We start from the raw sequence: 17,734 nt of genomic DNA on the forward strand, positions 1-17,734 counted from the left end.
CCCGGCGGCCCGAGCCGGACGTGCCCGAGCCGGACGTGCCCGAGCCGGCCATGGGCAGCACCTGTTCGGGGCAGCCGTAGGGAGCCGGATCCGACACGGTCCGCACCGGTGCCCGACGGCCGCGCCCGCACCTACACTGACGTCCCACGACAGCCCGAACGGCCTGGAAGAACGCGGTGGTTGAGCCAATCCGCCAGGAGTGAGGAGCGACCCCTTGTTCTACTACCTGCTCAAGTACGTCCTGCTGGGCCCCCTGCTCAGACTGGTCTTCCGGCCCCGGATCGAGGGTCTCGACCACGTTCCGGCGTCGGGCCCGGCGATCGTCGCCGGGAACCACCTGTCCTTCTCGGACCACTTCCTGATGCCGGCGATCCTGCGGCGGCGGATCACCTTCCTCGCCAAGGCCGAGTACTTCACCGGGCCGGGCGTCAAGGGGCGGCTGACCGCGTTCTTCTTCCGCAGCGCCGGACAGATCCCGGTGGACCGCTCGGGCAAGGAGGCGGGGCAGGCCGCGATCCGCGAGGGTCTCGGGGTGCTCGGCAGGGGCGAACTGCTCGGCATCTACCCGGAGGGCACCCGGTCGCACGACGGCCGGCTGTACAAGGGAAAGGTGGGGGTCGCGGTCATGGCGCTGCGGGCCGGGGTGCCCGTGGTGCCCTGCGCGATGATCGGCACCTTCGAGGCGCAGCCGCCGGGCAAGGTCGTCCCCCGGATCCGCCCGGTCGTGATCCGCTTCGGCGAGCCGCTCGACTTCTCCCGCTACGCCGGCATGGAGAACGAGAAGACCGTCCTGCGGGCCGTCACCGACGAGATCATGTACGCGATCCTCTCGCTCTCCGAGCAGGAGTACGTCGACCGGTACGCGGCCGACGTCAAGGCCGAGCAGGCTGAGGCGAAGAAGGAGCGCAGGTTCCCCCGGGCGCCGCTCGTATGACCTCTGCCCTCGGCAGAACCGCTCGGACCCGGGCCCGTGGCGTGCCTAGGCTCGCCGCATGAAGAGGGCAGTGGTGATCGGGGCGAGCGGGCAGATCGGCCGTCCGGTGGTGGCGGCGCTGGCACGGGACGGCTGGGAGGTGACGGCCGCCTCCCGGGGCGGTGGCCGGGACGCGTCGTGGGACGGCGGTGTGCGGGTGGTGCGGCTGGACCGGTCCGACGACGGCGCGGTGGCCGCCGCGGTGGGCGACGGCTGCGATCTCGTGGTGGACGTGGTGGCCTACGACGCCTCGCACGCACGGCAGTTGACGTCGCTCGCGGACCGGATCGGCTCGGCGGTGGTCGTCTCAAGCGTGGAGGTGTACGAGGACGGCGCCGGGCGCGGCTTCGACACCATGGGCGAGCCGGACGGCTTCCCGGCGTACCCGGTGCCGGTGCCCGAGTCCCAGTCCGCGGTGGCGCCGGGCACGGCGACCTACGCCGCCCGCAAGGCGGCCCTGGAGCACGAACTGGGGCTCGCGGGCGAGAAGTTGCCGACGACCGTGCTGCGGGCGGGCGCGGTGCACGGCCCGTACAGCCGGCTCCCCCGCGAGCTGTACTTCGTGAAGCGGAACCTGGACGGCAGGCGCGAGCGGGTGCTCGCGTACCGCGGGGAGAGCCGCTTCCATCCGGCGAGCGCCCGGAACATCGCCGAACTGGTGCGGCTGGCCGCGGCCCGGCCGGGGTCCCGGGTGCTCAACGCCGCCGACGGCGACGCCCCGACGGCCGATGAGATCGGGGCGGCGATCGACGCCGTCATGGGCGTGCGGACCCGGACGACGCCGGTGGACGGCCCGCCGCCCGGCGGGACCGTGGGCCAGACCCCGTGGTCGGTGCCGCGTCCGGTGGTCCTCGACATGTCCGCGGCCGAGCGGGAGCTGGGCCATCGCCCGGCGCCGTACGCGGCAGGCCTCCCGGAGACGGTGGAGTGGCTGACCCGCGCGCTGCGCGAGCGGGACTGGCGGGAGCGCTTCCCGGTGCTGGCGCGGGCGTATCCCGCCCTCTTCGACTACGCGGCCGAGGACGCCTGGCGGGCGCGGGCATGACGAAGGGGCGGCCGGGAAGTCCGGCCGCCCCCTGTGGTCCGTACGCCGTGCGTACGCCGTCCGTGCCGCTGCCGGTTACGGCTTGGGCGTGGCGTGCGGCGCGCAGGTCACGTCGGCGGAGTCCAGCTTGCCGCCGAGGAGATAGGCGTCGACCCGGTCGTTGACGCAGGGGTTGACCAGGCCGGTCACGCCGTGGGAGCCCGCGTCCCGCTCGGTGACGAGCCGGGAGCCCTTGAAGCGCTTGTGCAGTTCGACGGCGCCCGGGTACGGCGTCGCGGCGTCACGCGTGGACTGGACGATCAGCACCTGCGGCAGACCCTTGTGGGTGCCCACCTCGACGGGCGTGTGCTGCTTGGCCGGCCAGGTGGCGCAGGGCAGGTTCATCCAGGCGTTGGCCCAGGTCATGAACGGGTGGTCCCGGTGCAGCCGGGTGTTGTCCCGGTCCCACTTGCTCCAGCTCGTGGGCCACTTGGCGTCGGCGCACTCGACGGCGGTGTAGACCGCGTTGCTGTTCTCCGAGGCGGCGTTGCCGGCCTTGTCCGACATGTCGGGGGCGGCGGCGTCCACGAGGGCCTGGGTGTCGCCGGCGACGTACTTGCTGAACACCGAGGCGACCGGCACCCACGAGGAGTCGTAGTACGGGGCGCTCTGGAAGAAGGAGATCAGCTCGGCCGGGCCGACGACCCCGCCGAGGGGGCTCTTCTTGGCGGTGGCGCGCAGTTCGAGCCACTTGGCCTGGACCGCGTCGCGGGTGGTGCCCAGGTGGAAGGCGGCGTCGTTGGCGGCGACCCAGTCCTCCCAGTCCTTCCAGCGGCCCTCGAAGGCGACGTCCTGGTCCAGGTTGGCCTGGTACCAGATGCTCTGCTTCGACGGGTTCACCACGCTGTCCACGACCATGCGGCGCAGGTGGCCCGGGAACAGGGTGCCGTAGACGGCGCCGAGGTAGGTGCCGTAGGAGACGCCGAGGTAGTTGAGCTTGCGCTCACCGAGCGCGGCGCGGATGACGTCCAGGTCGCGCGCGGTGTTCGGCGTGGTCATGTGCGGCAGCATCGTGCCGCTGTGCTCGCCGCAGCCCTCCGCGTACTCGCGGGCCAGCTTGCGCTGGGCGGTCTTGTCGGCTTCGCTGTCCGGCACCGGGTCGGCCTTGGGCGCCTTGACGTACTCCTGCGGGTCGACGCAGGAGATGGGCGCCGAGTGGCCGACGCCGCGCGGGTCGAAGCCGACGAAGTCGTAGGCCTTGGCGACGTTGGCCCAGACGGCGCTCTTGGTGACGACCCGGCGCGGGAAGCGCAGACCGGAGCCACCGGGACCGCCCGGGTTGTAGACGAGGGCGCCCTGGCGCTCCTGCGGCGTGCCCGTGTTGCCGATGCGGTCGACGGCGAGCTGGATCTGCTTGCCGTAGGGCTTGCTGTAGTCGAGCGGCACGGAGACCCAGCCGCACTGGATGGGCTTCTCCAGCCCCCAGTCGGCGGGGCAGTCACGCCAGTCGACGCCGGCCTTGGCGGCGCGGGCGGCGGCGATCTCGGCGCCGACGGCCTCCCGGTCCCGTCCCTGGCGGCTGTCGGCGCTGGCCGCGGGTGCCGACACCGCGCCGGCTATCAGGGTCGCCGTGACGAGCGCTCCGGCCGAACCGAGCGCCAGTAGGCGGCTCTTCGGTCTGTTGTCCCTCAAGTGGGCTCCCATTGCACATCGCTGCGAGTGGTCAGACGGGGATCCTCCCGGCTGTGAGCCACCTGAGAACAGGGGGTGCGGACCTTCTTTACCAATCCGATAAACGGATCGCCGCGTCTCCTGAGCGGAACAGTCAGGTCAGCAGGGCGAGCGCCTCGTCGAGCAGCCGCCGCAGTCTCAGCGCGTCGGGGGCGACGGCGCTGACGAGCACCGCGGGCCCGGCGAGCGGCATCAGCGCGGCGCCCTCCCCCAGCACCCGCGCGGCGGCCGGCCGCTCCGCGAACTCGGGACGGACCACGACCAGTTGTCCCACGGAGCGGTGACCACCGAGCACGGCGGGGCCGTCCCAGCCGCCCGGCGCTCCGGGCCCGCAGCTCAGCTCCTGGTCCAGCAGGGTCCGGCCGGCGACCCGCACGGTGAGCCGGCTGGTGAGCCGTCCGGGCTCCTCCCCGGCCCGCCCGAGCACCTGCTCCTCGCGCAGCACGAGCCGTGCGCCGGCGCCGAGTTCGGCCCGGGTGGTGACGCGCAGATCACTTCCTCCGGCCGAGATGAGCTGCTCCGGCAGCCAGTTGAGCTCCGCGCCGTCGGCCACGTCGAGCCGGACGTCGTACCGCGCCTCGCCCTTGTGCTGTCCCGGCAGCGCGATGGTGGCGGCGGCCGAACCGACGTGCAGCCGGGCGCCCGCGGCCGCCCGGGCCCGCACCCGCAGGCGGTCGCCGCCGAGCGGGCCGCTCATCGCGCCGACGACCATCACCCGGGCCTCGTCACCGCTCGCCCGGACGCGGCGCAGCGCGAGCGGGCCCTCGCCCTCCAGCACGGGCAGGGCGGTGCCGCCCCGCCCGTCACCGCGGGCGACGATCCGCGCGTCCGCCCGGACCCCGGTCGCCGTCACGCCGTCCACGCGGCGAGCCGCCCCCGCACCCACGCGGCCACCTCCGCCACGCCCGCGTCGCCGCGCAACGACTGCAGGACCACCGGGAGTTCGCCCCGTTGCGCCTTGGCGTCGGCGGCCATCCGGGCGAGGTCGGAGCCGACGTACGGCGCGAGGTCGGTCTTGTTGACGACGAGCAGGTCGGCGGTGGTGACGCCGGGGCCGCCCTTGCGCGGGATGTCGTCGCCGCCGGCGACGTCGATCACGAAGACCTGCGCGTCCACGAGCCCCTTGGAGAAGGTCGCGGTGAGGTTGTCCCCGCCGGACTCCACGAGGACGAGGTCCAGCGGCCCGACCGTGTCCTCCAGGTCCTCCACCGCCTCGAGGTTGGCGGAGATGTCGTCGCGGATCGCGGTGTGCGGGCAGGCGCCGGTCTCCACGGCCGCGATCCGCTCGGGCGGCAGCACGGCCTCCCTGAGCAGGAACTCGGCGTCCTCACGGGTGTAGATGTCGTTGGTGACGACGGCCAGGGAGAGTTCGTCGCGCAGGGCGCGGCACAGCGCGGCGACGGTGGCGGTCTTCCCGGATCCCACGGGCCCGCCGAGTCCGATGCGCAGGGCGCGCCGGGTCCCGTCGGGACGGCGGGCGTCGGCGCTCACGGCGGGGGCGCCGGAGTGGGCGTGGTCGAGGTGCATGTACGGCTCCTGTCTCGGCTGCCTTGCCGGTGGGCGGCGCCCCTGGCGGACGGCAGGTGTGTGTGGGGAGGGCGGGTGTGACCCGGAGGAACGACGGCGGGGGTGACCCGGAGGAACGAGGGCGGGGGTGACCCGGAGGAACGAGGGCGGGGGTGACCCGGAGGGAACGACGGCGGGGGTGACCTGGAGGGAACGAGGGGCGGGGCGCGTCAGGACGCGAACAGCCGCACGGGCCAGGCCGCGTGCCACTCGGCGCCGGTCTCCAGCAGCGGCCCGGACCCGGCCGGCAGGGCGTCGGTCCCCTCGTCGGACACCTGCCGCGCGGCCGTCACCGCCCGGTCCACGACGCGGTCCAGCTCCGGCGCAAGCCGCGCCAGCACACCGGTCGCGTCGAACGGGTCGAGGCCGAGCAGCCGTACGGTCGCCGTCGCCGGTCCGCTCACGCTCTCGTACGCCGCGCAGTACGCCGCGTCCCCGGGGGCGAGACCGGCCGCGCGGGCGGCCAGGCCGAGCACCACCGGCTGATGCGCGCCCTTGGGGAACTCCGCGGCCAGCGCGTCGAGTTCGTCCGACGGCCAGCAGGCCCGGGCGGCCCGCATCAACTGCCGTCCGAGCCGCCGCGCGGCCGCTCGCAGCGCGGGTGAGGGCGTGCGGGCGTCCGCGGCCGCGTCCAGCTCCCGCGGTTCGGCGCCCAGGACGGCGGCCGCCGCGAGGGCGCCCGCGAGGAGCCCGGCGGTGTGCAGCCGGCCCCGGCAGAAGTCCTCCAGGCTCGCGGCCGAGGTGATCCGGCCGGCCTTGACGGCGGCCTCCGCCCCGCCGGAGTGCGCGTGCCCTCCGGCGGGGAACCGGCCGTCGGCCAGGACGAGCAGTGCTGCCCTGGACATCAGAAGAGGAAGTAACGCTGGGCCATGGGCAGTTCGGCGGCGGGCGTCGCCTCGACCAGCTCCCCGTCGATGTGCACGGCGAAGCTGTCGGGGTCGATCCGCACGCTCGGCCGCGCGTCGTTCTCGCGCATGTCGGCCTTGGTGACCGACCGCGTCGAGTCGATGGCGGCGAACCGCTTGCCGAGCCCGAGCCGCTCCGGCAGCCCGTCCTCGACGGCGAGCGGCGCCACGAAGTTGACCGAGTTGCCGGCCGGCGCCCGGCCGATCGCCCCGTACATCGGGCGGGGCAGGATGGGCTGCGGGGTGGGGATGGAGGCGTTGGCGTCGCCCATCTGCGCGTACGCGATCTGGCCGCCCTTGATGACGAGGAGCGGTTTGACGCCGAAGAACGCCGGCTCCCAGAGCACCAGGTCGGCGAGCTTGCCGGTCTCCACCGACCCGATCTCCCGGGCCAGGCCCTGGGCGAGCGCCGGGTTGATCGTGTACTTGGCGACGTAGCGCCGCACCCGGTGGTTGTCCGCCCGGCCGTCGCCGGGCAGCGCGCCGCGCCGCCGCTTCATGACGTGGGCGGTCTGCCAGGTGCGCAGCACGACCTCGCCGACCCGGCCCATGGCCTGCGAGTCCGAGGAGATGATGGAGATCGCGCCCAGGTCGTGCAGCACGTCCTCGGCGCCGATGGTGGACGGCCGGATGCGGGACTCGGCGAAGGCCAGGTCCTCCGGGACCGCCGGGTTCAGGTGGTGGCAGACCATCAGCATGTCGAGGTGTTCCTCGGCGGTGTTGACGGTGAAGGGCCGGGTCGGGTTGGTCGAACTCGGCAGCACGTGCGGCTCGGAGACGACCGTCATGATGTCCGGCGCGTGCCCGCCGCCCGCGCCCTCGGTGTGGTACGCGTGGATGCCCCGCCCGGCAATCGCGGCGAGCGTGTCGCCGACGAATCCGGCCTCGTTCAGGGTGTCGGTGTGGATCGCGACCTGGACGCCGGTCCGGTCCGCCACGGTCAGCGCGGCGTCGATGACGGCCGGGGTGCAGCCCCAGTCCTCGTGCAGCTTGAGCCCGAGGGCGCCGCCGCGGATCTGGGAGAGCATCGCCTCGTGCGAGACGGTGTTGCCCTTGCCCAGCAGGCCGATGTTCAGGGGGTACTGCTCCATCGCGGCCAGCATCCCGGCCAGGTGCCAGGGGCCGGGCGTCACGGTGGTCGCCTTGGAGCCCTCGGCGGGGCCGGTGCCGCCGCCGACCAGGGTGGTGATGCCGGAGGCCAGCGCCTCGTCGGCGACCTGCGGGCAGATGAAGTGCACATGGGCGTCGATCGCGCCGGCGGTGAGGATCCGCCCGTTCCCGGCGATGATCTCGGTCTCGGGGCCGATCACCAGGTCGGGGTGGACACCGTCCATGGTGTCCGGGTTGCCGGCCTTGCCGATGCCGGTGATCCGGCCGTCGCGGATGCCGATGTCGGCCTTGACGACGCCCCAGTGGTCGACGACGACCACACCGGTGATGACCGTGTCGGGGGCGCCCTCGGCGCGGGTGGCCCGGGACTGGCCCATGGACTCGCGGATGACCTTGCCACCGCCGAAGACCGCCTCGTCCCCGGCGAGTCCGGGCCCTCCGCAGCGGTCCTCCTCGATCTCGATCAGCAGATCGGTGTCGGCGAGGCGGATGCGGTCGCCGGTGGTGGGGCCGAACAGGTCGGCGTACGCGGCGCGGGAGATCTCAGGCATCCAGGGCACCTCCGGTCGCGCCGCGCAGCCCGGGCACGATCCGGGCGCCGGCCAGGGGCACGAGCGCGACGTCCACGGGGATGCCGGGCTCGAAGCGGACGGCGGTCCCGGCGGCGACGTCGAGCCGCTTGCCGTGCGCGGCGGCGCGGTCGAACTCCAGGCCGGGGTTGGCCTCGGCGAAGTGGTAGTGGGAGCCGACCTGGACCGGCCGGTCGGCGGTGTTGAGGACGGTGAGACGGGTGACCTCGCGGCCTTCGTTGAAGACGACGGGGCCGTCCGCGAACAGGACCTCTCCGGGAATCATCGCGGGCCCCCTCAGACGATCGGCTCGTGCACGGTGACGAGCTTGGTGCCGTCCGGGAAGGTGGCCTCGACCTGGACGTCGTGGATCATCTCCGGGATGCCGTCCATGACGTCGTCCCTGGTGAGGAGCTTGCGGCCGGACGACATCAGCTCGGCGACGGTACGGCCGTCCCGGGCGCCCTCGAGGATGTGCGACGTGATGAGGGCGACCGCCTCGGGGTGGTTGAGCCTCAGTCCGCGGGCCCTGCGCCTCTCGGCCACGTCGGCGGCCACATGGATCAGCAGCCGCTCTTGCTCGTGCGGGGTCAGTTGCACGTCCCACCTCACAGTCCTTGCTCCGGACCGTGCGGGGTCCGGTTGCCGCAGCCACCGCGACGGGGACAGATGTAACACACAGACAAATTGCCCCGATGGTGATCAACCTGTGCAGAGAATCCCCTGGTGGCGTGGATCGGCAGGCTAGTTCGCCGGAGTTTCAACGACGTTAACCAGCCCTTGATCCACCCATGACCACTCGATGGACTGCCGCATACGCACGCGCCTGCGGTCCCCGGCCCGCGGAACCCGGCCGCTACGAGCCGCCGGGCCCCCGGTGTTCGGCGGCGATGCCGAACCGGTGCCGCTCCCGCGCGCCCGCGTGCCCGGACTCGCGCACCTCGGACACCGAGCTGACGATCTCCTCCCCGGCCGGCTCGTCGAGGGCGTCCAGACGGTCCAGGTCGGCGGCCGAGACCAGCGCGACGAGCGGCTTGCCGTGCCGCGTCACGACGACGCGCTCGCCGCCGTACACCACCCGGTTGATCAGGTCGGCGAGCTCAGCCCTGGCTTGCGTCACCGGAATCTCGTAGGCCATGCCCCCATCTTAACGTCACGTACGTCCTGTACATTTTTTACAGACGCGGGGCCGACGGAGGTCCCGTCGTGAGGAGGGGGTTCGCCCATGGCACGACCGTCCGCCCGCCACGTCCTGCCCGAGTTCACCGAACGCACGGACACGGGGGCGCACCGCACGCTCGATCCGTACTCGAAGCTGTTCGAGAGCCGGATCGTCTTCCTCGGCACGCCGCTCGACGACACCGCGGCCACCGATGTGATCACGCAGTTCATGCACCTCGAACACGCCGCGCCCGACCGGGACATCACGCTGTACCTCAACTGCCCGGGCGGCTCGTTCAGCGCCATGACGGCCGTCTACGACACGATGCGCTACGTGCGCTGCGACGTGGAGACCTACTGCCTCGGCCAGGCCGCCTCCGCCGCCGCGGTCCTGCTCGCGGCCGGAGCCCCGGGCAAGCGGTTCATGCTGCCGGGCGCACGCGTGTTGCTGGAGCAGCCCGCGCTGGCCGAGCCGGCCCACGGGCAGCCGAGCGACCTGCTCATCCAGGCCGGGGAGCTGACCCGGATGCGCGCGCTGACGGAGGAGCTGCTGACCCGGCACACCGGGCGCACGGCGGAGCAGGTCGGCCTGGACCTGGAGCGCGACCTGATCCTCGACGCGCCGGGCGCACTGGAGTACGGCCTGGTGGACGGCGTCGTGCCGAGCCGCGTCGCCGGCCCGCGCGCCGAGCGGGCGGAGTGAGCCGCCGATGCCGCCCGCGGAGCTTCCCCCGCTGCCCGCGCTGACCAGGGCCGAGGGCGAGCTGATCGACCGTTACCTGGAGGCGGCCGACCTGCTCGGCCGGATCAACCCGGCCCGCCCGGGCGACACCTACGGCGGGCTGCGCGCGGCGCAGGCCCTGGTGCGCAAGGCGGCCGAGCTGCGCGACGCGCTCGCCCTGATGCACCGGCGGGGCGAGACGGAGCTGCACGGGGACACGCTGGCACGGGCCCTGCGGGTGCTCGACGGCGAGCGCCGTACCGCGCGCGTCCTGCTCCCGCCCGACCGCGTGGGCTGACCCGGACACCGGTCGCGTGCCGGGTGGGCCCCGCCGTCGACGGCCCGCCCGGCACGGAGTCGAAACGACCCGAACGACGGACCCCCGACCGGCTTATCTCCGGGCCTTTTTTCTGACCCTCCGACTTGCGCATTTTGCTCCCCGCCGAGCCGGTCACGGATGCGTAGCCCCAGGTCCGGGGCTGTGCAACGAAGTTGACGGTGCCTCGAACAGAGCAGTGTCCACCCGAACGGGTGAGTGGTGAGTAACGCCACAAATCCCCGGTTCCGTTGGGATTTTCGGACACCTGTGAGTGAAGATCCCTGTCTGACGACAAGACCCCGCCACCGCGGCGGGGCGATCCGGGCGGACGCCGAGTCCTGCCGCCGCCCGGGTGACCGGTCGACAGGAGTGGATCGGCAGGAGTGGAGGACCCAGGCAAGACGGGTCGCCGGGACGGACGTTCGTCGCAGACGGACGGTCGTGCCGAGCAGCCCTTGGGGTGAAGCCGCGGCAACGCGGCCGGGCCACTTCGCCAGCCCGAATCCGACAGGTCATCCTTCACAGGCGGCTGACGAAGGGTTGCGCATGACTGCGCTGAATCGTGTCCCGTCGATGATGGCCCGGGCCGGCACGGCCTCGGCTCTTACGCTTGCCGCGGTGGGCGGCTCCGTCGCCGTGCCGGGTCTGGCCGGTGAGGCCTCGGCCGCCACTTTGGCCACGAAGGCTCTGCACATCGCCGCTTCCAAGAAGGGCTCGCCTTACCAGTACGGGGCAACCGGTCCGCGCAGGTTCGACTGCTCGGGTCTGACGCTCTACTCGTTCAAGAAGGTGGGCAAGAAGCTGCCGCGCACGGCGGCCCAGCAGTACAACAAGACCCGCCATATCTCCGCCAGTCACCGCCGGGCAGGTGACCTGGTCTTCTTCCACTCAGGTTCCAGCGTCTACCACGTCGGCATCTACGCCGGGAAGGGCAAGATCTGGCACGCCCCGAAGACCGGGGCCGTGGTGCGTCTCGAGAAGATCTGGACCCGGAGCGTCTGGTACGGCCGGGTGAGCTGACCCCGTCCACCCCCGGAGCGGCTCCAGCAGCAGGGCCGCTCCCCTTGACCACCGGCGCCGTCCCGGCGCCCGCCTGAAGCACGCGGGCGGGCCCGGGGCGGCGCGGTCGCGTCCGGGGCCGTGACGGGCCGCCCGGACGGCCGCCGGGCCGCGCGCCGCCCCTAGGTCGTGTCCGCAAAGTCCCGTCGTCCGCCCGCGGGGCAGGCGGGGCTTTGCGGACACGACCTAGGGTTCCTGCTGCACGGCCGTTGTCAGCCGCTCCCCCCGCAGCGTCCACGGCAGCTCGATCGACACCGTCTTGCCGCCCTCGCGGGTGGGGCGGACCCGGAGTCTGCCGCCGCACTCGGCGGTGAGCCAGCGGATGATGACCATGCCGCGCCCGTTGTCCTGCTGGACGGCGGCGGGCAGTCTCTTCGGGAAGCGTGGGTGGCTGTCCGTGACGCCGATGCGCAGGTGCTCGTCACGGTCCAGCGCGATGTCGACCGTGAAGGTGGGTGACTGGCCGAAGGTGTGCTGCACGGCGTTGGTGGCGAGTTCGGAGACGATGAGCCGGACCGTGTCGGCCACGTCGGTGTCCGACGGCAGGCCCCACTCCGCGAGGGTGCCCACGACGTAGGAGCGGGCCGCGGAGACCGAGGCGGGATCGCTCGGCAGAGTGACGGATGCTTCCAGATGGTCTGCCATGGCGAGGTCGTCCCTTTCCCAGGGGCCCGCGGTCCCGCGAGAGGCGGATGGTTCGAGTACGGTCCCGGACTGGTGCTTCTTCGCCAGACTGCCATCACCGGACCGGCCGGGGGAGCGATCGACCAAGATATGCATATATCTGTCGCCCGAAGCGGTGAACTCTGCGACGCGAGACCGTATCGGGGCGGCCCGGAAGGAGTAAGGAGTCCCCATGCAGAACGGGCCGGCGGTGCGGCGCCGCAAGCTGGGCGCCGAACTGCGCGCGCTGCGCACCGGGGCCGGGCTCACCAGCGGCGAGGCGGCCCGCCTGGTGGGCTGGCACCAGTCGAAGGTGAGCCGTATCGAGACGGGCGCCAGCGGGGTGCGGCCGGCCGACGTACGGCTGCTGCTCGACGCCTACGGGGTGGACGACCGGCAGTTGCGGGAGCTGCTGCTGGCGCTGACGGGCTCCGAGGACGCGGGCGGCCGCAACCGCTGGTGGCACGCCTACCGGGGCGTACTGCCGCCCACCTACCGCGACTTCATCAGCCTGGAGTCGCAGGCGAGCGGGATGCGCACCCTGGAGACCACGGTGGTTCCCGGCCTGCTGCAGACGCCCGAATACGCTCGCGCGGTGACCCGGGCGGCCGTCGGGGGCGTGGACGAGGAGCGGCTGGACGCCCTGGTGGAGGTGCGGCTGGCGCGGCAGGACGTGCTGCGTTCCGAGCCGCCGCTGGAGCTGACCGCGGTGCTGGACGAGGCGGTGCTCCGGCGCGAGGTCGGCGGTCCCGGGGTGATGGCGCGGCAGCTCGACCGGCTGGTGGAGGCGGCGCGGCTGCCCCAAGTACGGCTCCAGGTACTGCCGTTCTCGGCGGGTGCGCATGTCGGCCTCACCGGGCCTTTCGTTATCTTCTCATTTCCGAGCACTTCTGATCTGGACGTGGTTGTTCTCGACCAGTTGACGAGTAGCCTTTACCTGGAACGGAAAGAAGACCTCATGGCCTACACCGAGGCCTTCGACTCCCTTCGGTTCCACGCCCTTTCACCCGAGGACTCGTTGGACTACATCGCCGGGATAGGTGACGGCGCGTAAGGAGGCACCATGACAGCACTGCCTCGGAACGTCCCAGCCAGTACCGACCTGCACGACGTGCGGTGGCTGCGCAGCAGCTACAGCACCGGAGCGAACAACTGCGTCGAGGCGGCACGTCCGCGCTCCGGCCCGTGGGCCGGACTGCTCGCCGTACGCGACTCCAAGGCCCCAGCGGGACCCGCGTTGCTCTTCTCCCCCGGGAGCTGGGCGGGCTTCGTGGCCGCGCTCCGGTGACATCCGCCCGGACCTGCTCGGTCATCGACCGGCGGGCCGGCTCCTACTGATCAGATCCGATCACTTTCGTTCGCTGTGCGGCCGTGTCACGCCGACTCATGGTCGCGCCTCGCGAATCACACGTACAGCGCGTTCGATCTCGGCCCCGGAGAGGTCCGCGCGGGCGGTCAGCCGCAGCCGCGAGATGCCGTCGGGCACGGAAGGAGGGCGGAAGCAGCCCACGGCCAGGCCTGCGGTACGGCAGTCGGCCGCCCAGCGCACGGCCCGCTCCGGGGACGGAGCCCGCACGGAGACCACCGCGGCGTCCGGACGCACCGCCTCCAGACCCGCGGCGGTCAGCCGTGCGTGCAGTTCGGCGGCGACCGCGCGGGCCCGTTCCGCCCGCGCCGGCTCGCGCCGCAGCAGCCGCAGCGCCGCCAGCGCGGCGCCCGCGGCGGCGGGGGCGAGGCCCGTGTCGAAGATGAACGTGCGGGCCGCGTTGACCAGATGGGCGACGACCCGGGCGGGTCCGAGCACCACACCGCCCTGGCTGCCCAGCGACTTCGACAGCGTGGCCGTGGCGACCACGTCGTCCGCGCCCGCGAGCCCGGCCGCGTGCGCGGCGCCCCGGCCGCCCTCGCCCAGCACCCCGAGCCCGTGCGCGTCGTCCACCACCAGCCCGGCGCCATGCGCACGGCACGCCTCGGCCAGGGCCACCAGCGGTGCCGCGTCGCCGTCCACGGAGAACACCGTGTCGGAGACGGCGATCGCCGGTCCCGGGTGGGTGCCGAGCGCCTTGGCCACGGCCTCCGGGTCGGCGTGCCCGACCACCTGGGTGGCGCCCCGGGCGAGCCGGCAGCCGTCGATGAGCGAGGCGTGGTTGCCCGCGTCGGACACGATCAGCGAGCCGTGCGGCCCGAGCGCGGTGACGGCGGCCAGGTTGGCGGCGTAACCGGAGGAGAAGACCAGGGCCGCCTCGAAGCCGCAGAAGTCGGCCAGTTCGCGCTCCAGCTCGGCGTGCAGCTCGGTGGTGCCGCTGACCAGCCGGGAACCGGTGGCCCCGCCGCCCCAGGCACGGACGGCCCCGACGGCCCCCTCGACGACCTCCGGATGGCGGGCGAGACCCAGGTAGTCGTTGCCCGCCAGGTCCAGCAGGGGCGAGTCGGCCGGGCGCGGGCGCAGGGTCCGCACGAGTCCGGCGCGGCGGCGCGCCTCGGCCTGCTCGTCGATCCAGCCGAACGCCATGGGTCCTCCGGGCTTTTGTAGGTAGCGGACAGACACTAGCCGCACGGCCTGCCACCCAGGGTGTGGCAATACCCACACGGTGAACCGTCTCCGTTGTGCAAACTCTCCTTGGCCCGGGACGGTCCCGTAGGCCAGGATCGTGCCTCATGGACCTGCTGAACACGCTGGTGGACAAGGGGCTTCGGCGCGAGTCGCCGACCCGCGACGAGGCACTCGCCGTGCTCGCCACCTCCGACGACGACCTGCTCGATGTGGTGGCCGCGGCCGGCAAGGTGCGCCGGCACTGGTTCGGCCGGCGCGTGAAACTCAACTACCTGGTCAACCTCAAGTCCGGCCTGTGCCCCGAGGACTGCTCCTACTGCTCCCAGCGGCTCGGCTCCACCGCCGGGATCCTCAAGTACACCTGGCTCAAGCCCGACGAGGCCTCCGAGGCCGCCGCCGCGGGCCTGGCCGGAGGCGCCAAGCGGGTCTGCCTGGTGGCGTCCGGGCGCGGCCCCACGGACCGGGACGTGGACCGGGTCTCCGAGACCATCCGGACCATCAAGGACCGGCACGAGGACGTCGAGGTGTGCGCCTGCCTGGGCCTGCTCTCCGACGGCCAGGCCGAGCGGCTGCGCGAGGCGGGCGCGGACGCCTACAACCACAACCTGAACACCTCCGAGGCCACGTACGGGGACATCACCACCACCCACACGTACGCCGACCGGGTGGACACGGTGAACAAGGCGCACGCGGCCGGCCTGTCCGCCTGCTCGGGGCTGATCGCCGGAATGGGCGAGAGCGACGGCGACCTGGTGGACGTCGTCTTCTCGCTGCGGGAACTCGACCCTGACTCCGTTCCGGTGAACTTCCTGATCCCGTTCGAGGGAACCCCGCTCGCCAAGGAGTGGAACCTCACCCCGCAGCGGTGCCTGCGCATCCTCGCGATGGTCCGCTTCGTCTGCCCGGACGCCGAGGTGCGCATCGCGGGCGGCCGCGAGGTCCACCTGCGCACCATGCAGCCCCTCGCCCTGCACCTGGCCAACTCCATCTTCCTGGGCGACTACCTGACCAGCGAGGGCCAGGCGGGCAGGGCCGACCTGGAGATGATCGCGGACGCCGGCTTCGAGGTGGAGGGCGCCGACCAGGTGACCCTGCCCGAGCACCGGGTGTCCGCCGCGGGCGGCTGCGGCTCGCACGAGGGCGCCGGGTGCGGCTCACAGGCCGAGGCGGGCTGCGGCTCGCACGAGGGCGCGAGCTGCGGCTCGCACGCGGCGGGCGGCTGCGGCTCGCACGAGGGCGGGAGTGTCTGCGGCACGGCGTCCGCGCCGGAGCCCGCGGCGAACGAGGCGCGCACCGACCTCGTCGCCGTGCGCCGCCGGGGCGCCGGGACGGACCTCGCGCCCAATGCCTGACCTGCCCGGCCTGAGCGTGCCCGAGCTGCTGGAACTGGACCGGCGGCACGTGTGGCATCCGTACGGTCCGATGCCCGGGCGCGGCGAACCGCTCGTCGTGGAGTCGGCGAGCGGGGTCCGGCTGCGCCCGGCGGACGGCTCGGGCGAGCTGGTCGACGGCATGTCCTCCTGGTGGTCGGCGATCCACGGCTACAACCACCCCGTCCTCAACGAGGCGGCGCGGGAGCAGCTCGGGCGGATGAGCCACGTCATGTTCGGCGGGCTCACGCACGAGCCCGCCGTCCGGCTGGCGAAGCTCCTTGTCGACATGTCGCCCGAGGGACTCGAGCACGTGTTCCTCGCCGACTCCGGCTCGGTGTCGGTCGAGGTCGCGGTGAAGATGTGCCTGCAGTACTGGCGCTCGCTCGGCCGGCCCGCCAAGCAGCGCCTGCTGACCTGGCGCGGCGGCTACCACGGCGACACCTGGCAGCCGATGTCGGTGTGCGACCCCGACGGCGGGATGCACGGCCTGTGGGCCGGTGTGCTGCCGCGTCAGGTGTTCGCGGACGCGCCGCCGGCCGAGTACGAGGAGCCCTACGCGCTGCACCTGCGCGAGCTGATCGCGCGGCACGCCGACGAGCTGGCCGCCGTGATCGTGGAGCCGGTGGTGCAGGGCGCCGGCGGGATGCGGTTCCACTCCCCCGCGTACCTGCGGGTGCTGCGCGAGGCGTGCGACGAGCACGACGTGCTGCTGGTGTTCGACGAGATCGCCACCGGGTTCGGGCGCACGGGCGAGCTGTTCGCGGCGGAGCACGCGGGCGTCACCCCGGACGTGATGTGCGTGGGCAAGGCGCTGACCGGCGGCTACCTCACCATGGCCGCCACGCTGTGCACCGCGCGGGTGGCGGACGGCATCTCGCGGGGCGAGGTCCCGGTGCTGGCCCACGGCCCGACGTTCATGGGCAACCCGCTGGCGGCCGCCGTGGCCTGCGCCTCGATCGGCCTCCTGCTCGGGCAGGACTGGCGGTCGGAGGTCCGGCGGATCGAGGCGGGCCTGCGGGCGGGCCTGGAGCCCGCCGCCGCGCTGCCGGGCGTGAAGGACGTCCGCGTCCTGGGCGCCGTCGGCGTGGTGCAGCTCGACCACGAGGTCGACATGGCCGCGGCCACCGGGGCCGCCGTGCGGGAGGGCGTGTGGCTGCGCCCGTTCCGCGACCTGGTCTACACGATGCCGCCGTACGTCACCTCGGACGAGGACGTGGCGCGGATCGCGCGCGCGGTGTGCGCCGCGGCACGGGAGGGATGACATGCCGGTACTGGTGATCACGGGGACGGGCACGGAGGTCGGCAAGACCGTCACGACCGCCGCCGTCGCCGCCACGGCACTCGCCGCCGGGCGTTCGGTGGCCGTGCTGAAGGCCGCGCAGACGGGCGTACGGCCGGACGAGCGCGGCGACGCGGACGAGGTGGCCCGGCTGGCCGGACCCGTCACCGCGACCGAACTGGCCCGCTTCCCGGAGCCGTTGGCCCCGGGTACGGCGGCCCGGCGGGCCGGGATGGCGCCGGTGCACCCGCACGAGGTGGCCGAGGCCGCGGCCAAGCTCGCCACCGAGCACGACCTGGTGCTGGTCGAGGGGGCGGGCGGGCTGCTCGTCCGGTTCGACGCGGCGGGCGGCACCCTCGCCGACGCGGCCCGGCTGCTGAACGCGCCGGTGCTGGTCGTCGCCACAGCCGGCCTCGGCACGCTCAACTCCACCGAGCTGACGGCCCGTGAACTGCGGACCCGCGGGCTCGAACCGGCCGGGATCGTCATCGGGAGCTGGCCGGACGATCCCGATCTGGCCTGCCGCTGCAACGTGGTGGACCTGCCGGAGGTCGCCGGCGCCCCGCTGCTCGGCGCGCTGCCCGCCGGGGCGGGGGCGCTGCCGCCCGCCGCCTTCCGCGCCGCCGCGCCGGGCTGGCTGGCGGCGCGGCTGGACGGCACGTGGGAGGCGGAGGCGTTCCGCATCCGGCAGGCTCCCTGAGCGGCTTGCCGGTCCGTCGCACCCGCC

Annotated in this window: 20 protein-coding genes and 1 riboswitch; of the genes, 10 read left to right on the forward strand and 10 right to left on the reverse strand. The window is 73.3% G+C overall.

Features of this window, described 5'->3' with window-relative positions; all coding sequences use genetic code 11:
* Nucleotides 1-214: 214 nt before the first annotated feature.
* The gene (locus tag TNCT1_RS06295) at nucleotides 215-934 is read left to right on the forward strand and encodes a 1-acyl-sn-glycerol-3-phosphate acyltransferase (RefSeq protein WP_143629139.1); all 720 of its coding nucleotides are present in this window, start codon (nucleotides 215-217) and stop codon (nucleotides 932-934) included.
* Nucleotides 935-992: 58 nt separating this feature from the next.
* Nucleotides 993-2,018, forward strand: a complete 1,026-nt coding sequence (locus tag TNCT1_RS06300; protein ID WP_235902374.1) for an NAD(P)-dependent oxidoreductase — start codon at nucleotides 993-995, stop codon at nucleotides 2,016-2,018.
* A gap of 75 nt (nucleotides 2,019-2,093) precedes the next feature.
* On the opposite strand, the gene TNCT1_RS06305 is transcribed toward TNCT1_RS06300, so the two are convergent.
* The 8 genes from TNCT1_RS06305 to TNCT1_RS06340 form a co-directional block, all read right to left on the reverse strand.
* Nucleotides 2,094-3,701 carry an alpha/beta hydrolase gene (locus tag TNCT1_RS06305; RefSeq protein WP_143629141.1) on the reverse strand — a complete coding sequence of 536 codons (1,608 nt, stop codon included), beginning with the start codon at nucleotides 3,699-3,701 and terminating at the stop codon, nucleotides 2,094-2,096.
* Between the two features lie 121 nt (nucleotides 3,702-3,822).
* Nucleotides 3,823-4,581, reverse strand: coding sequence for an urease accessory protein UreD (locus tag TNCT1_RS06310; RefSeq protein WP_143629449.1), 759 nt, complete (start codon nucleotides 4,579-4,581; stop codon nucleotides 3,823-3,825).
* Nucleotides 4,578-5,255: an urease accessory protein UreG gene (gene ureG / locus TNCT1_RS06315; RefSeq protein WP_143629143.1), complete on the reverse strand. Its 678-nt coding sequence runs from the start codon at nucleotides 5,253-5,255 to the stop codon at nucleotides 4,578-4,580. The genes TNCT1_RS06310 and ureG overlap by 4 nt, the downstream gene beginning before the upstream one ends.
* A gap of 209 nt (nucleotides 5,256-5,464) precedes the next feature.
* Nucleotides 5,465-6,139 (reverse strand): urease accessory protein UreF, encoded by a 675-nt coding sequence (locus tag TNCT1_RS06320; protein ID WP_143629145.1) that lies wholly within the window; start codon nucleotides 6,137-6,139, stop codon nucleotides 5,465-5,467.
* Nucleotides 6,139-7,860, reverse strand: a complete 1,722-nt coding sequence (locus tag TNCT1_RS06325; protein WP_143629146.1) for an urease subunit alpha — start codon at nucleotides 7,858-7,860, stop codon at nucleotides 6,139-6,141. Before TNCT1_RS06325 ends, TNCT1_RS06320 begins: the two co-directional genes overlap by 1 nt.
* On the reverse strand, nucleotides 7,853-8,164 hold the full coding sequence (locus TNCT1_RS06330; protein ID WP_143629148.1) for an urease subunit beta: 312 nt from the start codon (nucleotides 8,162-8,164) through the stop codon (nucleotides 7,853-7,855). The genes TNCT1_RS06325 and TNCT1_RS06330 overlap by 8 nt, the downstream gene beginning before the upstream one ends.
* A gap of 11 nt (nucleotides 8,165-8,175) precedes the next feature.
* Nucleotides 8,176-8,478: an urease subunit gamma gene (locus tag TNCT1_RS06335; RefSeq protein WP_143629150.1), complete on the reverse strand. Its 303-nt coding sequence runs from the start codon at nucleotides 8,476-8,478 to the stop codon at nucleotides 8,176-8,178.
* 256 nt (nucleotides 8,479-8,734) lie between these two features.
* Nucleotides 8,735-9,016: a type II toxin-antitoxin system Phd/YefM family antitoxin gene (locus TNCT1_RS06340; RefSeq protein WP_143629152.1), complete on the reverse strand. Its 282-nt coding sequence runs from the start codon at nucleotides 9,014-9,016 to the stop codon at nucleotides 8,735-8,737.
* An 87-nt stretch (nucleotides 9,017-9,103) separates the two neighbouring features.
* On the opposite strand from TNCT1_RS06340, the gene TNCT1_RS06345 reads away from it, so the two are divergent.
* The 3 genes from TNCT1_RS06345 (at nucleotide 9,104) to TNCT1_RS06355 (ending at nucleotide 11,099) form a co-directional block, all read left to right on the forward strand.
* Nucleotides 9,104-9,742, forward strand: coding sequence for an ATP-dependent Clp protease proteolytic subunit (locus tag TNCT1_RS06345; RefSeq protein WP_143629154.1), 639 nt, complete (start codon nucleotides 9,104-9,106; stop codon nucleotides 9,740-9,742).
* 7 nt (nucleotides 9,743-9,749) lie between these two features.
* Complete coding sequence (locus tag TNCT1_RS06350) at nucleotides 9,750-10,058, forward strand: hypothetical protein (protein WP_143629156.1); 309 nt, start codon at nucleotides 9,750-9,752, stop codon at nucleotides 10,056-10,058.
* Between the two features lie 434 nt (nucleotides 10,059-10,492).
* Nucleotides 10,493-10,623: riboswitch (cyclic di-AMP (ydaO/yuaA leader) on the forward strand.
* 2 nt (nucleotides 10,624-10,625) lie between these two features.
* Nucleotides 10,626-11,099, forward strand: a complete 474-nt coding sequence (locus TNCT1_RS06355; protein ID WP_143629158.1) for a C40 family peptidase — start codon at nucleotides 10,626-10,628, stop codon at nucleotides 11,097-11,099.
* A 225-nt stretch (nucleotides 11,100-11,324) separates the two neighbouring features.
* Here TNCT1_RS06355 and TNCT1_RS06360 read toward each other — a convergent pair whose 3' ends face one another.
* The gene (locus TNCT1_RS06360; protein WP_143629160.1) at nucleotides 11,325-11,783 is read right to left on the reverse strand and encodes an ATP-binding protein; all 459 of its coding nucleotides are present in this window, start codon (nucleotides 11,781-11,783) and stop codon (nucleotides 11,325-11,327) included.
* 211 nt (nucleotides 11,784-11,994) lie between these two features.
* Between TNCT1_RS06360 and TNCT1_RS06365 the strand changes: the two genes are divergently transcribed.
* A complete protein-coding gene (locus TNCT1_RS06365) occupies nucleotides 11,995-12,855 on the forward strand; it encodes a helix-turn-helix transcriptional regulator (RefSeq protein WP_143629162.1) in 861 nt (286 codons plus the stop codon).
* Nucleotides 12,856-12,864: 9 nt separating this feature from the next.
* Nucleotides 12,865-13,089: a DUF397 domain-containing protein gene (locus TNCT1_RS06370; RefSeq protein ID WP_143629164.1), complete on the forward strand. Its 225-nt coding sequence runs from the start codon at nucleotides 12,865-12,867 to the stop codon at nucleotides 13,087-13,089.
* A 96-nt stretch (nucleotides 13,090-13,185) separates the two neighbouring features.
* On the opposite strand, the gene TNCT1_RS06375 is transcribed toward TNCT1_RS06370, so the two are convergent.
* The gene (locus TNCT1_RS06375) at nucleotides 13,186-14,313 is read right to left on the reverse strand and encodes an 8-amino-7-oxononanoate synthase (RefSeq protein ID WP_143629166.1); all 1,128 of its coding nucleotides are present in this window, start codon (nucleotides 14,311-14,313) and stop codon (nucleotides 13,186-13,188) included.
* Nucleotides 14,314-14,459: 146 nt separating this feature from the next.
* Here TNCT1_RS06375 and bioB point away from each other — a divergent pair, with 146 nt between their 5' ends.
* From bioB to bioD, 3 genes are read left to right on the forward strand one after another with little or no spacing between them, the layout of a single operon-like run.
* Nucleotides 14,460-15,707, forward strand: a complete 1,248-nt coding sequence (gene bioB, locus TNCT1_RS06380) for a biotin synthase BioB (RefSeq protein ID WP_143629168.1) — start codon at nucleotides 14,460-14,462, stop codon at nucleotides 15,705-15,707.
* Complete coding sequence (locus TNCT1_RS06385; RefSeq protein WP_143629170.1) at nucleotides 15,700-16,989, forward strand: adenosylmethionine--8-amino-7-oxononanoate transaminase; 1,290 nt, start codon at nucleotides 15,700-15,702, stop codon at nucleotides 16,987-16,989. The genes bioB and TNCT1_RS06385 overlap by 8 nt, the downstream gene beginning before the upstream one ends.
* Before the next feature lies 1 nt (nucleotide 16,990).
* Entirely contained in the window at nucleotides 16,991-17,707 is a 717-nt protein-coding gene (gene bioD, locus TNCT1_RS06390) for a dethiobiotin synthase (protein WP_143629172.1), read from the forward strand.
* Nucleotides 17,708-17,734 lie beyond the last annotated feature (27 nt).

The organism is Streptomyces sp. 1-11 (assembly GCF_007176755.1).
Taxonomy (GTDB): Bacteria; Actinomycetota; Actinomycetes; order Streptomycetales; family Streptomycetaceae; genus Streptomyces.